Source organism: Flavobacterium frigidum, from assembly GCF_048286795.2.
In genome coordinates this window covers 34,477-48,844 of the sequence record NZ_JBLVPT020000008.1, presented here as the reverse complement: position 1 = coordinate 48,844, position 14,368 = coordinate 34,477, and the positions used below count along the sequence as shown (strand labels likewise).

Here is a 14,368-nt window from a genome sequence, read left to right as displayed (position 1 = left end):
GTATGATTTTAAGCATTATTATCCCAACATTTAATGAAGCAGCAATAATTGGAAAAACAATCACGTATTTGCAAAATAATCTGTTGGGCAAAGCGTATGAAATAATTATTTCAGATGCTGGTAGTACCGATAATACCATTGCAATAGCGCAAAGTTTAGGCATAAAAGCATTGCACTCACCACTCAAAGGGCGTGCCGGACAAATGAATTATGGTGCACAGAATGCTACTGGAACAGTTTACTTTTTTGTTCATGCAGATTGTTTACCACCACCTACTTTTTTTGATCTGATAGAAAATGCAATTCAAAACAATTTCGATTGTGGTAGTTTTAGAACACGATTTGATAGTTCTAATTTGTTGCTCCGAATAAATTCTTTTTTTACTCAATTCAATTACCTTTTCTTTAGAGGTGGTGACCAAGGCATTTTTGTAACCAAAAAAGTGTGGGATCAAGTGGGCTCATACAATGAGGAAATGTTTATTATGGAAGACTATGACTACTTGGAGCGACTTTGGAAAAATGCTACTTTCAAACTTATTCCAAAACCAACATTAGTTTCTGCAAGAAAATATGAGGAAAACTCCTGGTTAACCGTTCAGCTGGCTAATTTAAAAATAGTTAATATGTATAAAAAAGGTGCTTCGCAATCGGATATGATCAATGAATATAAAGAACTTTTAAGCTATCGAAAAAATGCATTTTAAAGATAAAGTGGTCTGGATTACTGGTGCTTCATCTGGCATTGGCAAAGAATTAGCCATTCAATTGTCTCGACAAGGTGCAACACTTATTCTAACCTCTTCTAATAAATCACTTTTGAAGGATGTAGCTGCCGAATTGAACTATTCAAAAGTCTATATTTTACCATATGATTTATTGAATATTGATGGTTTACCCGATCTTGTATCTCGTGCTTTAACACTAGAAGGTACTATTGACTGCGTGATCCAAAGCGCGGGAATTAGTCAGCGTGCCGAAGCATCAGAAACGGGTATTGCTGTTTATAAAAAATTAATGGACCTCAATTATTTTGCTCCAGTTGCAATTACACAAGCCATATTACCTCATTTTAAAAAACACAATAAAGGCAATATTACCGTAATTAGTAGTATTGCTGGTTTAATTGGTTTCCCACTTCGTTCGGGTTATTCCGCATCGAAACACGCCATTAAGGGGTATTTAGAAACGCTACAATGCGAATTGTATAAAACCAATATTACTGTTTCTATCGTATATCCAGGAAGGATCGACACCAATATATCTAAAAATGCCTTATTAGGTGATGGTCAGCAATTTGGCGAGACGGATGCGAACAATGAAGTTGGCATGAAAGTCGATGTTTGTGCCAAAAAAATAATTAGTGGTATAAAATCCAATAAAAAAACGGTTATTATTGGTCAAGCGGAGCGACTCTTGTTATGGTTGTGGTGGTTTGTTCCTTCGCTGTACTATAAAATCGCACATTCAAAAGGTTTACAAAAATAATTTAAGTAGGTTATGCATCAATTTTTATCAGGAATTCAACAAATCGGAATTGGAGTATGTGATGCCGAAACGGCTAAACATACGTACAAACATTTATTTGGAATGGATGTTTTAATTTTTGATGATGAAGCTAAAGCCAGTTTAATGACACAATATACTGGCGGCCAAGAATTCAATAGAAGAGCAATCTTAACGATGAATTTACAAGGTGGAGGCGGTTTTGAGCTATGGCAGTTTTTGGATCGAGTTCCGAGTAAAGTAAAGACGGTCAATTTGGGTGATATCGGAATTTTTGCTGCCATTATTAAATCGGCTGATATTTGTAAATCACATCAAAGGCTTTCCAATATTTCGGGACTAAATACTTCAAAATTGAATAGTTGTGAAAGTGGTATCCACTATTTTTATGTAACAGATGCCCAAGGCAATACCTTCAAAATAGTTCCATCCGAGGATTGGTTTCAAAAAGATAAACATGATTTGGGAGGTGTGATTGGTGCTGTAATTGGAGTGTCAAATATAGAAAAGTCGATCGAGTTTTACCAAACTATCCTGGGGCTAGATACCATACTTTATGATATCAAAATCAATGAAAATAATCATAATTTCAGAAAAGTTGGACTCCATAAAAGCGCTACTGGTAAAGGTGCTTTTAATAAATTATTAGGAAATGTTACGATTGAATTGATTCAAAATTTAGATCAACAGGCACCCAAAATTTACAGAAATAGGTATTGGGGTGATTGTGGTTTTATTCATCTTTGTTTTGACGTAATAGCCATGGACGATTTAAAAACACACGTGCAAAGTCGGGGATTAGATTTTACTGTTGACAGCAATAATACCTTTGCAATGGATAATGCGTCTGGACGCTTTTGTTACATAGAAGATCCTGATGGTACCTTAATTGAACTCGTTGAAACACATAGAGTGCCTATCCTGAAAAAAATGGGTTGGTATTTAGATTTAAGAAAGCGAAATCAGGAAAAACCATTACCCAAATGGATGATAAAAATGTTGGCTTTAAGTAAAGTAAAGTAATTTACAAACTCTTGTACAGTTTGTAGCACCAAGCACTCACGGGCATTGTCATGAAAAATAAAAGTCCAATTTTAAAATTGAGAAGTATTGTAATTACTATAGAAAACAGTACAATGATAATAGGGTAAAAAAGCAGTAACATTCCAAATAACACAGAATCGTAAAACACCGTATTTTTTGTTTTCTTCAAAGCCATTCTTTTAAAAATGTGATAGATCCAATAATTCCCTAAAAAGCCAATTAATGCCGGAATAGCCAGCAAAATCCTCTTAATTTTGGTTGCTATTGTATTTGACTTAGGAAATAAAGTAACATCTGAAAGGTCGTTTTTCACAATCATTTTTTGTAAAATACCAACTTTTAGCAACTCGGTAAACGAATTGTAGAATGTAGCTTCTGGGTTTTTAGTTAAAGTTTCAGGTTTGAAACTCGCGTTAAAATTAAGAATACTGTCTTTTGGCTTTTTTGAAAATGAAGAATAATTGATGTTGGTAGGCACTATTTCTAAGTTTGTTATACCTTCTTTTAAAGCGAGTAAAGCAAGTCGAGCGGTCCCTTTTTTCAAAGGTCTTAGATTCCATTCGTTGACACAAATTCCTTCAGAAAAAATTAAAATAGTTTGATTCTGTTTCAGCAGCGTCAGACACATTTCGAAAGTCTCTATATTTTTACTTAAATTTTCTTTCCCTTCACTTAGTCTGTAAATGGGAATTAAATGCAAGTTTTTTAAAAAGAAGGCAACTAATGGTTTCTTAAAAGCATCTCCACGAGCCAGGAAATAAATGGGTTTGGGGCACTGAACTGCAATATTTATTGCATCAAAAAAGGAGTTAGGATGATTGCACGCTATGATTTTTGGTCCATCCAAAACAAAATTTGGATCAAAATAAGCCACAGTTTTGCGGCAATAGATTTTTATTGCGAGGGAAGCCGCTATTTTAAAAAGATGATACAACTTAGTTTATTTCCAATGTTCAGGTAAATCTTTTTCTTCGTCTATATCTGATAATTTTTCCAAATGATATGCAGTCAACGCTAGTTTTTCAAAATCATTTATGGTATCTGAAAAAACAGTATCTGTGCTCCAGTTTTTATTTTGAAAAAGAGGTTCATTCAAAAGTTTCATTCCCAATAAATAATAACCTCCATCATAAGTAGGTCCGATAACAACATCATGATTCTCTAATTTTGAAAAAGCGTCAGAAATTATTGCTGAGGTCAATTCAAAACAATCGCTTCCGATTATACAAACCGATTGATAACCAAGGCTAAAAACTTCTTCAAATGCAGCAGCCATACGTTGGCCTAAGTCTCCGTTAAACTGTAGTTTTTTATAATAATCAGTAGCGCTCCATTGATCGTCATTATTGATGGAATCCGAATAAAAGACAAATTTATCAGCATCAATTGGACTTGCAATAGATTGGGTGTGGGTCAAAAGTTTTTTATAAATTTCAAGTGCTCTTTCGTTACCAATAGTTTTTGCTAGGCGCGTTTTTACTTTCCCAAGTTCCGGATTTTTGGTAAAGAGTAGTATGGCATTTTTATTTTGCATAAAAAGTATAATAAAAAGCTGTAACTAAAATATTAGTTGCAGCTTTTGTTGTTTTAGCAACAGCCTCCACCGTTATAGTGAAAGGTTGATTCGCTAATGTAAATATCGTCTCTGTTCAAATCAGCAAGTGCTTGTGCGGTCTTATCGCACACTGCTAAAGGTTGATTTTTCAATAATGTGTGTCCTTTTTTATCATCAAAATAGGCATCTTTACCATAATAAATAGCGGCTTTACCAGTAAATACACATGCTCCATCCTCTGGCATTGGGTCTTTTATAGCGCACACTTCGATACTTTCGATAAAGATAAGCTCATCAGTAGCATAGTTCTCCGTATCTAAAATTCGGTACGGTCTTCTGCCTCTAATTTCGATAGTTCCAAAACCAACATCAGTCAGCATTTGTATGTATTCCTTAATTGGGATGCTTCCGCTTAGGCAAAGTGCTCTCAGGTGGTCATCGTTTCTCAAGGTTTCATTCATTTCTTGTTCACAGGTAGGATCGCTCATTACTAATCGTCCGCGTGGTTTTAGCACACGATACATTTCTTGCAATGCTTTTTTCAAATCTTCCGTCTTAAAAATATTGAACAAGCAATTCTGTGCTGCAATATCAATGCTTTCATCTTCAATAGGCAAGTTTAAAGCATCACCTTTTTTAAGTTCTACAAATTCGCTTTTGAACCAATCATTTTCTTGCTCTGCGATTATAAAATTTTGGCGTGAAGCTTCTAGCATTTCGTCAACAACATCTACACCTACAACACCCCCTTTTTGACGAGAAAAGTAGGAGAATTGCAATAACTCCATTCCACCGCCAACTCCTACATATAAAATTTTTGGATTGTTAATCAAGTCTTGAGCCGAAATTGTGCTTCCGCAACCATAATTCATTTCTTGCATTATTTTTGGAATTTCAAGGCCTGGGAATTTCCAAATAGGTGTGGTTGTACAACATAATCCTACGTCTGGGGTTAGTGCTGCATCTCGGTATAAGTTGACGGTTGCGTCTAAATAATTTTCCATTTTAGTAAGTAGTTTTTTTTAAAGTTTGTTCTTTTGTTATTGAACTTCTAAAGTTTATTTTTGTTTGATATAATTTAGGTTGACTTATATTTTTTTAGTTGCTATTAATTAAGCAACTGCACCGCCACAGCTACTTCCAGAGCCAGCCGTACAACCATAACAATGATTGCTAACAATGATATTTCTATTTAATAGTGAATCGGAATTGTACTCAGATATGTGTTGTGAATCTCTGCAAGCCACTTTTAACTCAAGCATTTGATTGAAATCACAATCATAAATATAGCCATCCCAACCAATAGAAATGGTATTTCTACACATCACATTCAATGCAGCTGTTGGGTTAAACGCATCAATAAGTTTACTCATATAGTATTCAAAATTTCCAGAGGAGACTAAGTAATCCAAATAACGAGATACTGGTAAATTTGTTATCGCAAATAAATTATTGAACACAATACCAAAATCTTTTTCAAGTGCAAGTTTGTATTCTTTTTCGAGGGCATTTTGATCTGGAGGTAAAAAGGCACCTGCAGGATTGTAAACTAAATTTAATGTTAAGCCAGAAGCCTCTTTCCCGTATCCTACTTCATTCAGCATTTTTAATGCTTTTATGGAGCTTTCAAAAACACCATTGCCTCGTTGTTTATCCGTTCTATCTTTAGAGTAAGAGGGCAAAGAGGATATTACTTCTACTTTGTGTTTTTTAAAGAATTCCGGTAAGTTATTGTATTTTTTATTGGCAGTGATGATCGTTAGATTGCATCGTACATACATTTGAATGCCTAGTGCACTAATTTCCTCGACAAACCATCTAAAATTTGGATTCATCTCTGGTGCGCCTCCCGTCATATCAACCACTTTGTAATTAGGATTTAATTTCAAAATTTCTAAAATTATCTCCATGGTTTCTTTGGTCATGATCTCTTTACGATCGGGACCCGCATCTACATGGCAATGCGTACAAACTTGGTTGCACATTTTACCTAGATTGATTTGAAACACTTCCAAGGCGGTCGGTGGCAAGGGATTCAAATTGATTTCCTTTAATTTCGTTCTAAATGGAGTGAACTCCTCTGGATTTTGTTCTAAAAGGTTGATTTGATTGGCTGCCTTTGACAAAGAATTGGCATTGGATTTTAATGATTTTAGTTTGATTCTCTTGAACTCGCTCATAAACTAATTTTCTTAACTTTATTCATCATTTGAACTCCGTGAACTAAACTTGCACCGCCACGTATAGCTGCTGCAACATGAACTGCTTCCATCATTTGAGCCTCACTATATCCTTTTTCATAAGCATCAGAGCTGTAAGCATCTATACAATACGGGCATTGAACAGCATGGGATACTGCCAAAGCAATCAATGATTTTTCTCTGGCTGTCAAGGCGCCTTCTTTGAAAACTTCACCGTAATACCCAAAGAATTTTTCGCCCATTTCCTTTTGAAAATCGACTATGTTACCAAATTTTTTTAAATCGTCTGAATTGTAATAATTCTTGTCCATAAGTATTATTATTTAAAATTTTCTAAATATAAAGTCCAATCGTAATCATTGTATTCTAACTTTGGATCTGCCTCTTTTGGAATGATTTTTAGGTCACTACAAATTTTTAAAATTCCTTTTTTATTTCCAAAGTCACCTCTAAACCAGCTCATCAATGAAGTCACAAACAAAACATTTTTTTTCTTGTCGTATTTAGCATCTGTCAATAAATAACTTTTTGTTGACTTGTCTAATTGCTCATTTATGTTTTTTGGGTCATATGCAGAAACGGGTGGACAGCTTTTTGCCCCACAGTTTAAAGCAAAATGAATTCTGTAATCGATTTTGTCGACTCGATATTTTTTTTCTATTTGGGGCGGGAAAATTTTACTCAATTTACCCAAACTCAATTTAACACTCGATTTTCTCAAGAACCCATGTTCAATAAGATCTAAGCTCACTTTATTTTTTGCTATAGTAAACTGTTCCGATTTAAAAAAAGCTCCTCTGTCTTTATATTGTTTTGGATTTTTTCTTAAAGAATAATTAGTAAAACCATTGTAAACATTAATAAAAAAAGTCTTTTTTAAATCATCAGTTTTTAATTGTTTGATTAACTCCTCCTCATTTGCATTAGCAATAATGTCTATATATTCCTTCGTATTAGTTTCTTTAGACTTTAAAGATTCTATAAGTTTTTGTGAAATTCTAACATAATCTGTGGTTTGAGACCAACCCATTTGTGTGAAAAAAAATAATATTACTAGATGTTTCATAGAATGTTTTTTGTAAATCTATTAATATTTACGAAATTTACCAACAATAGTTTTTTAAAGTATGACATATTTAGAACAAATTTCGCAGTCGGCTGATTATCTGGTTTCAAAAGGAATATTAAATCCAGAAGTAGGTCTCGTTTTGGGTACAGGGCTAGGTAAATTTTTAGATTATTTAGAAGTAGAACAGACCATTGATTATGCTGAAATCCCACACTTTCCAGTTTCTACAGTAGAATTTCATAAGGGGAAATTATTATTTGGAACGATAGATTCTAAAAAAGTTATTGTGATGCAAGGTAGATTCCATCTTTACGAAGGGTACAGTTTGCAACAAATAACGTTTCCTATTCGCGTTTTGCAAAAATTAGGAATTCAGCAATTATTTTTGAGTAATGCGGCTGGTGGAATCAATAAAAGCTTCAAAAAAGGAGATTTAATATTGCTAGATGATCACATCAATTTACAAGGAGGCAGTCCGCTTTCTGGCTTGAATAGTTTTGAATACGGTGGTATTTTTCCAGATATGAGTGCGCCATACAATGCCCGATTGAATGGTATTTTGATAGAGCAAGCAGTAAACTTAGACGTAAATCTTAAAAAAGGAGTGTATGCTTCTGTTTTTGGACCTCAATTAGAAACTAGAGCAGAATACAGGTATTTGGGTTTTATAGGCGCAGATATGGTAGGAATGAGTACCACACCAGAGGTTATTGTGGCGAATCAACTAGGATTGCCATGTGCAGCGATAAGTGTGATTACAGATGAATGTGATCCAGATAATTTAAAACCCGTTAATATCCCTGAAATAATAAAAGTTGCTGGGATGGCTGATGCCAAATTGAGTCAATTGTTTTTTGAAACTATTCAAAAGCTATAAAACAATTTATTCCTGATACAATTCGCCCCGATGTGGTTTTAAGGCATCGCGAACTTGAATCATATGATCATCAGTTACCACCATGAAAGCAATGGCCTGCATTTCTCCTTGCGTTTCAAAACCGGTGATGTTCAATGGCAATTTTTCAATGGAAATATATTCTTTCAAATGAATTTCGTGGTGTTCTGCTGTTTTCGCCGAGGCTGGTCCACGGAAATCCCAAATTAATTTAATCTTTCTGGACATAATTGTTGGTGTTGAATAGCAAAATTACAATAACAATTTCCAAATTACTATTTTTGCAAAAAATCTTACTATGCCTCGCGAAATCCAAACTCAAGTATCACCAGAAGTAGCTCATAATGAATCATTATTGAATGATCACGTTGCAAAGTTTTTCAATACCTCTGTACAGGAAATTCAAAAAGTTATAGTTTTAAAACGCTCTATTGATGCCCGTCAAAAAGCGATAAAGTTCAATATAAAAGCAGATGTATATTTTATTGGAGAAGCAGTAATTCAAGAAAAAATAAATATACCAGAGTATAAAAACGTATCAAATGCGCAAGAAGTACTTGTTGTAGGCGCTGGTCCTGCAGGATTATTTGCAGCCTTACAATTGATCGAATTGGGTTTAAAACCAATTGTGGTTGAACGTGGAAAGGACGTACGTGGACGTCGTAGAGATTTGAAAGCGATTAACGTAGATCATCTTGTAAACGAAGATTCTAATTATTGTTTTGGCGAAGGCGGCGCAGGAACGTATTCTGATGGAAAATTATACACACGTTCTAAAAAAAGAGGCGATGTTACGCGGGTTTTAGAACTGTTTGTTGCTTTTGGCGCTTCGCCAGATATCTTGATTGAGGCACATCCGCATATTGGAACCAATAAATTACCACAAATCATTCAAGATATTCGAGAGAAAATTATTGAATGTGGCGGACAGGTTTTATTTGAAACACGTTTGACCGATATTTTAGTAAAAAACAATGAGGTACAGGGTATTGTTACGCATAAAGGAGAAACAATTCTGGCCAATAAACTGATTTTAGCCACTGGACATTCAGCTCGTGATATTTTTGAATTATTAGATCGAAAACAAATTTTTATTGAGGCCAAACCTTTTGCCTTGGGCGTACGAGCAGAGCATCCACAAACGTTGATAGATAGCATTCAGTACAGTTGTGATTATCGGGGCGATTATTTGCCACCAGCACCATATTCAATCGTGAAGCAAGTAGGAGGTAGGGGAATGTATTCGTTTTGTATGTGTCCAGGCGGCGTGATTGCACCTTGTGCAACAAGTCCCGGAGAAGTGGTGACCAATGGTTGGTCACCGTCTAAAAGGGATCAGGCTACCGCTAATTCTGGAATCGTCATTGAGCTACAGTTAGAAGATTTCAAACCTTTTGCCAAATTTGGTGCTTTGGCTGGAATGGAATTTCAAAAAAGTATTGAACAAAATGCATGGCATTTGGCTGGGGAAAGTCAAAAAGTGCCAGCACAGCGTATGATCGATTTTACACAAAAGAGAGTTTCCTCAGATATTCCTAAAACGTCTTACGTGCCCGGAACCACTTCAGTTGAAATGGGAGCGGTTTTCCCCGAATTTTTAACAAACATATTACGTGAAGGTTTTACAGAATTCGGGAAATCCATGCGTGGCTATTTGACAAATGAAGCCATACTTCATGCACCAGAATCTAGAACTTCATCACCGGTGCGAATTCCAAGAGATCCATTAACGTATGAACATGTTCAAATAAAAGGGCTTTATCCCTGTGGAGAAGGAGCGGGTTATGCAGGTGGAATAATTTCGGCTGCTATTGATGGAGAAAAATGTGCACTGATGATTGGCGCCATTTTGAATCAATAAAAAAGTTTGTTGCAACTAATTTAAATTAACTTGCAAAATATCCTGTTTTGTAACGCTTATGGATTGATTTCCCAAGTATTTTTGAATATTAAAACCTCAGTTTGAGAGTTGCATAATAAGTTGGTTTTTACGCTAATGATCGTAACTCACCACTCTAGAAATCTTCCATTTGTTGTCTTTTTTTTGCCAAATCATAAGAAATTTGAAGGTTCCAATTTCTTCCTTTCCGTTTTCCATATGACGGAACTCGTGTATTCCTGTTTCAATTGCGCCGTAGTCTTTTATTGGATGCACTTCGAGTGTTCCTTTGACAAGTTTTCGCGTTAGTCTATTTTCATTTTTAAACATATTGGAAAAATTAGTAAAAACTTTTTCATAGTTTAATAATCCGCCATTGTCTTGAAACCACTCTAAGTCATTGGTGAATAAAGATTTAAATTTTTCAAAATCTTTTTCATTAAAGGCATTGAACATAATCTCGTCCATTTTTTCTATTTCTCGATACAGTTCATTAGATGTAGGGGCAACTTTCTTTTCTTGAGCGGTTGCTATACTTTGAATGAAAAGTAACGCTAGTGTAAAAAGTATTTTGTGTTTAAAGAAAGATCTAATCTGTGTCATAGTTCACTTTTTTATGAAAATGGTAGATGGCAAAAAATATAAGGTTCAAAAAGTACCAATTGAGAGTAACATATTATCAAATAATTTTACTCCTTTGTATTTAAAAATATTTAAAACTAGTTTTTGGCTGTGCTAAATCTAAGATAAGTCTAGATAGATTCATCGTTCTCTATTACGCTCGAAATGTCGATGTAACTATTTTGTTTTTAATATCAATAGTTCTAAATATTGCTAGTTGTTATTTTTTGGATTGCATTTCCATATAGTCAATTGTTAAGTTGGATAATACTTTCATTCCTAACAGAAAACCGCTTTCATCGATGTAAAAATCAGGTGTATGATGCGGTGCTGTCTCTGATATTGGTTTGCCTTTTGGGGCACCACCAAGAAAAAAGTACAAACCTGGAATTTTTTCCTGATAATAAGAAAAGTCCTCAGCACCAGTTACAGCAGGAGTAATTGAAACATTTTCCTTTCCGGCTGTAGCTTCAAGTGTAGGGATCATTTTTTCCGTCAATGTGGGATCATTGTATGTAATAAGTGTTTGGTTTGTTATGTTAACTTCGGCAGTTGCTCCCGCACTTTCAGCGATAGACGTTACTACTTTTTTTAATCTAGAATGCAACATTTCCTGAACTTTAACATCAAGAGAACGAATGGTTCCAGTCATAATTAGTTCTTCGGGAATCACATTACTTCTTACTCCAGCGTTTATTTGTCCGACACTGATCACTGCTGGAGATTCTGCAAGATTTATATTTCGGCTAACAATAGTTTGAATTCCCATGATGATTTGTGCTGCTGTAGCAATAGGGTCAATACCCAACCATGGATAGGCGCCATGCGTTTGTTTTCCATTTATTTTTATGGTAAACCAGTCCGAAGCCGCCATAGTACCACGTGAACGGTATTTTATTTTGCCTACTTCGGTTTGAGCGTTAATGTGCAAACCAAAAATGGCCTCGACTTTAGGGTTTTCCAAAACGCCTTCTTTAACCATCAATTTTGCTCCTCCTTCTTCACCTTCGGGAGGACCTTCTTCGGCTGGTTGAAAAATAAATTTCACAGTCCCTTTTAATTCGCTTTTTATAGAAGCTAAAATTTCTGCAGTTCCCATGAGTATTGCAGTATGGGTATCATGACCACAAGCATGCATTACAGGAACTGTTTTTCCGTTGTATTCTCCTTCTACTTTGGAAGCGAATGGAATTGCTGTTCGCTCTTTTACGGGCAACGCATCAATATCTGCTCGAAGAGCAATAATAGGTCCTGGTTTGCTTCCTCTTAAAATACCTACAACGCCTGTTTTTGCGATTCCGGTTTGTACTTCGATACCTAAACTGCGCAAATGTGCAGCAATTTTTTCGGCCGTTTTAAATTCGCGATTTCCTAATTCAGGATTTTGATGAAAGTCTCTTCTCCAAGAAATAACTTTGGATTCTAATGATGCTGCTTTTGTGTCAATTTTAGATTTGAGCGCTGTGTTTTGCGCAGATGCAATAACGGAGAATAACGATATGCTTGTGAAAAGAATGATTTTTTTCATGAATTGAAAGGTGGTTTTGGTTGGTTAATGTCAATTTACATTACTGAAATTCAGTTTGAAGGGCTGTCAATTGACTTCGATTTAAACAAATATAACAAAATTTTAAAGTTTTCAGTCGCATGAAAGATTACTGTAATTTAATTTTTTTATGAGCAAAAAAAAACGCCATGTTTTAAAGGACAAGGCGTTGGTTTGGTGTTTTATTTTTTTTTCAATCGGCTTTTAAAAAGTTTTTCAAACTTTTCCATTTTAGGTTGGATTACCATTTGGCAATACGGTTGACTTTTATTGTTTACATAGTAATTTTGATGGTAGTCTTCCGCTTTGTAAAATTTAGTAAGTGGTTCTAATGTGGTTACGATTGCATTGTCATAAATTTTTGCTTTTTTCATCGCGGTAATTACCGATTGAGCAGCTTTTTTTTGAATCTCATTTTTAAAAAAAATAGCAGAACGGTATTGTGTTCCAACATCAGCACCTTGTCGGTTTAGTGTAGTTGGATCATGTACTGTGAAAAACACTTTAAAAATTTCATCAAGATTTGTGACGTTTTTATCATAGGTTATTTGCACTACTTCGGCATAGCCCGATCTTCCTGTAGAAACATCTTCGTAACTAGGATTAGCATTTTTACCTCCAGCGTAACCAGACACGGCTGATTTTACTCCAATTAAATTTTCATAAACGGCTTCAACACACCAATAGCAACCTCCCGCTAGCGTAATGGTTTCAAAATTGGGTTGTTTGTTTGCAGGTTTTTGTGCAAATAAACTAGTAGCGGCTATTATACACAGTAGGAATACTTTTTTCATTTTATTTGGTATCTGGTATAAAGTCAAGTGCGATAGAATTCATGCAGTATCTTTTGCCAGTTGGCGCAGGTCCATCATCAAAAAGATGTCCTAGATGCCCATCGCATCTTCCGCAAAGGGCTTCGATTCTTTCCATTCCAAGAGAGTTATCCGTTTTGTACACCACGCTGCTTTTACTGTCTTGTTCAAAAAAACTTGGCCAGCCGCAATTGCTCGAAAATTTTGCCCCTGAGCGAAAAAGTTTATTTCCACAAGCGGCGCAGTAATACGTTCCTTTTTCATCGGTGTCCCAATATTTTCCTGTAAAAGGTCTTTCGGTATCTGCGTTACGGGATACTTCATAAACATCTTCGGGTAAAATCTTTTTCCACTCGGCATCACTAACCTTTATTTTTTTAGTGTCTGTATTAGAATAATATGGATTCCCTGGTTTGTTGATTGAATTTCCCATTGCTATCGATTTTTCTGTACTGTCCTTTTTATTTTTCGTTTGTCCACAGGCAGTGAACATGAATAAAGGAAGTAAAAATAATAGGCTTAAAAAATATCTTGCTGTTTTCATAATTTTCTTTTTATACTACAAATGTAAAGCGATTTTGAAACAAAAAATGTCGCCTACTTTGCAAATTAATAGTTATTTAAGTAAGTTTTGACTAACGTTAGTTACGGGTAAAATACAGTTCTGGATTTAGAATTAACAAAGCATTATAATTATACAATCATTCGCATGTTGATAAGGTGTTTTTTGAAGCCTACTTTCTCATAGGCTTTTATTGCTGAGGTATTGTCGTTGTATACATCCAGTCTCATTTCGAATACATCCTGAAGGATGCGCCAATTTTTGAGCGCTTCAATAATTTTAGCGTTTACTCCTTTTCCTCTGTGATTAGCAACTGTGTACATAAATCCAAAATAGGCATAGTTCAGATGATTCAAATAAGGCTTCGCTACCTCTATTCGCGCATATCCTGATCCTATGATTTCCAAATCAATTTCGGCTACCAATACTTCTATATGTGGTGCTGAAATCATTTTTTCGATATCATAATAATGTATCTTTTCTGCTTTTAGAGTGGGGTCAAAAGGACGTTCGGCAGTAATAATTGCTTGTTCAAATTCAAGGAGTTTTTCTAAATCGTTTGGATGTGCTTTTCGAATGATTATTTGGTGCATCTTATTGATTGTTATAGTATTTAAAATTACAAAAAAAACTTTTGAAAGTAAACATTGAATTTGCTTAGATTAGCAACAAAATAAA

The 14,368-nt window shown here is 35.0% G+C and carries 17 protein-coding genes; 5 read left to right on the top strand and 12 right to left on the bottom strand.

Annotation, left to right across the window (positions count from 1 at the left end; all coding sequences use genetic code 11):
- Positions 1 to 2: 2 nt before the first annotated feature.
- Genes ACNQGB_RS09800 through ACNQGB_RS09790 form a run of 3 tightly spaced genes read left to right on the top strand, consistent with a single transcriptional unit; the run spans position 3 to position 2,529 of the window.
- Positions 3 to 707 carry a TIGR04283 family arsenosugar biosynthesis glycosyltransferase gene (locus tag ACNQGB_RS09800; RefSeq protein WP_417947832.1) on the top strand — a complete coding sequence of 235 codons (705 nt, stop codon included), beginning with the start codon at positions 3 to 5 and terminating at the stop codon, positions 705 to 707.
- On the top strand, positions 697 to 1,488 hold the full coding sequence (locus ACNQGB_RS09795; protein WP_417947833.1) for an SDR family oxidoreductase: 792 nt from the start codon (positions 697 to 699) through the stop codon (positions 1,486 to 1,488). Before ACNQGB_RS09800 ends, ACNQGB_RS09795 begins: the two co-directional genes overlap by 11 nt.
- 12 nt (positions 1,489 to 1,500) lie before the next feature.
- Positions 1,501 to 2,529, top strand: coding sequence for a VOC family protein (locus tag ACNQGB_RS09790; protein WP_417947305.1), 1,029 nt, complete (start codon positions 1,501 to 1,503; stop codon positions 2,527 to 2,529).
- Between the two features lies 1 nt (position 2,530).
- Here the strand turns inward: ACNQGB_RS09790 and ACNQGB_RS09785 are convergent, their stop codons facing one another.
- From ACNQGB_RS09785 to ACNQGB_RS09760, 6 genes are all read right to left on the bottom strand, one after another.
- Entirely contained in the window at positions 2,531 to 3,424 is an 894-nt protein-coding gene (locus tag ACNQGB_RS09785; RefSeq protein WP_417947304.1) for a 1-acyl-sn-glycerol-3-phosphate acyltransferase, read from the bottom strand.
- 66 nt (positions 3,425 to 3,490) lie between these two features.
- Positions 3,491 to 4,084: a TIGR04282 family arsenosugar biosynthesis glycosyltransferase gene (locus ACNQGB_RS09780; RefSeq protein ID WP_417947303.1), complete on the bottom strand. Its 594-nt coding sequence runs from the start codon at positions 4,082 to 4,084 to the stop codon at positions 3,491 to 3,493.
- Positions 4,085 to 4,137: 53 nt separating this feature from the next.
- A complete protein-coding gene (gene arsM, locus ACNQGB_RS09775; RefSeq protein ID WP_417947302.1) occupies positions 4,138 to 5,109 on the bottom strand; it encodes an arsenosugar biosynthesis arsenite methyltransferase ArsM in 972 nt (323 codons plus the stop codon).
- Positions 5,110 to 5,217: 108 nt separating this feature from the next.
- Positions 5,218 to 6,267: an arsenosugar biosynthesis radical SAM (seleno)protein ArsS gene (gene arsS / locus ACNQGB_RS09770; RefSeq protein WP_417947306.1), complete on the bottom strand. Its 1,050-nt coding sequence runs from the start codon at positions 6,265 to 6,267 to the stop codon at positions 5,218 to 5,220.
- A gap of 14 nt (positions 6,268 to 6,281) precedes the next feature.
- Positions 6,282 to 6,617 (bottom strand): arsenosugar biosynthesis-associated peroxidase-like protein, encoded by a 336-nt coding sequence (locus ACNQGB_RS09765; RefSeq protein WP_309757859.1) that lies wholly within the window; start codon positions 6,615 to 6,617, stop codon positions 6,282 to 6,284.
- A gap of 8 nt (positions 6,618 to 6,625) precedes the next feature.
- The gene (locus tag ACNQGB_RS09760; RefSeq protein WP_417946720.1) at positions 6,626 to 7,372 is read right to left on the bottom strand and encodes a DUF547 domain-containing protein; all 747 of its coding nucleotides are present in this window, start codon (positions 7,370 to 7,372) and stop codon (positions 6,626 to 6,628) included.
- A 61-nt stretch (positions 7,373 to 7,433) separates the two neighbouring features.
- On the opposite strand from ACNQGB_RS09760, the gene ACNQGB_RS09755 reads away from it, so the two are divergent.
- Positions 7,434 to 8,252, top strand: a complete 819-nt coding sequence (locus tag ACNQGB_RS09755; RefSeq protein WP_417946722.1) for a purine-nucleoside phosphorylase — start codon at positions 7,434 to 7,436, stop codon at positions 8,250 to 8,252.
- A gap of 6 nt (positions 8,253 to 8,258) precedes the next feature.
- Here ACNQGB_RS09755 and ACNQGB_RS09750 read toward each other — a convergent pair whose 3' ends face one another.
- Positions 8,259 to 8,498, bottom strand: a complete 240-nt coding sequence (locus ACNQGB_RS09750; RefSeq protein ID WP_417946723.1) for a hypothetical protein — start codon at positions 8,496 to 8,498, stop codon at positions 8,259 to 8,261.
- A gap of 70 nt (positions 8,499 to 8,568) precedes the next feature.
- On the opposite strand from ACNQGB_RS09750, the gene ACNQGB_RS09745 reads away from it, so the two are divergent.
- Positions 8,569 to 10,131: an NAD(P)/FAD-dependent oxidoreductase gene (locus ACNQGB_RS09745; RefSeq protein WP_417946724.1), complete on the top strand. Its 1,563-nt coding sequence runs from the start codon at positions 8,569 to 8,571 to the stop codon at positions 10,129 to 10,131.
- Between the two features lie 132 nt (positions 10,132 to 10,263).
- Here the strand turns inward: ACNQGB_RS09745 and ACNQGB_RS09740 are convergent, their stop codons facing one another.
- The 5 genes from ACNQGB_RS09740 to ACNQGB_RS09720 form a co-directional block, all read right to left on the bottom strand.
- A complete protein-coding gene (locus ACNQGB_RS09740; protein ID WP_417946726.1) occupies positions 10,264 to 10,752 on the bottom strand; it encodes a nuclear transport factor 2 family protein in 489 nt (162 codons plus the stop codon).
- Between the two features lie 238 nt (positions 10,753 to 10,990).
- A complete protein-coding gene (locus ACNQGB_RS09735; protein ID WP_417946727.1) occupies positions 10,991 to 12,298 on the bottom strand; it encodes an amidohydrolase in 1,308 nt (435 codons plus the stop codon).
- 200 nt (positions 12,299 to 12,498) lie between these two features.
- Positions 12,499 to 13,110 carry a peptide-methionine (S)-S-oxide reductase MsrA gene (msrA, locus tag ACNQGB_RS09730; protein WP_417946728.1) on the bottom strand — a complete coding sequence of 204 codons (612 nt, stop codon included), beginning with the start codon at positions 13,108 to 13,110 and terminating at the stop codon, positions 12,499 to 12,501.
- Between the two features lies 1 nt (position 13,111).
- Complete coding sequence (msrB, locus tag ACNQGB_RS09725) at positions 13,112 to 13,672, bottom strand: peptide-methionine (R)-S-oxide reductase MsrB (protein ID WP_417946729.1); 561 nt, start codon at positions 13,670 to 13,672, stop codon at positions 13,112 to 13,114.
- A gap of 149 nt (positions 13,673 to 13,821) precedes the next feature.
- The gene (locus tag ACNQGB_RS09720) at positions 13,822 to 14,283 is read right to left on the bottom strand and encodes a GNAT family N-acetyltransferase (protein WP_417946731.1); all 462 of its coding nucleotides are present in this window, start codon (positions 14,281 to 14,283) and stop codon (positions 13,822 to 13,824) included.
- Positions 14,284 to 14,368 lie beyond the last annotated feature (85 nt).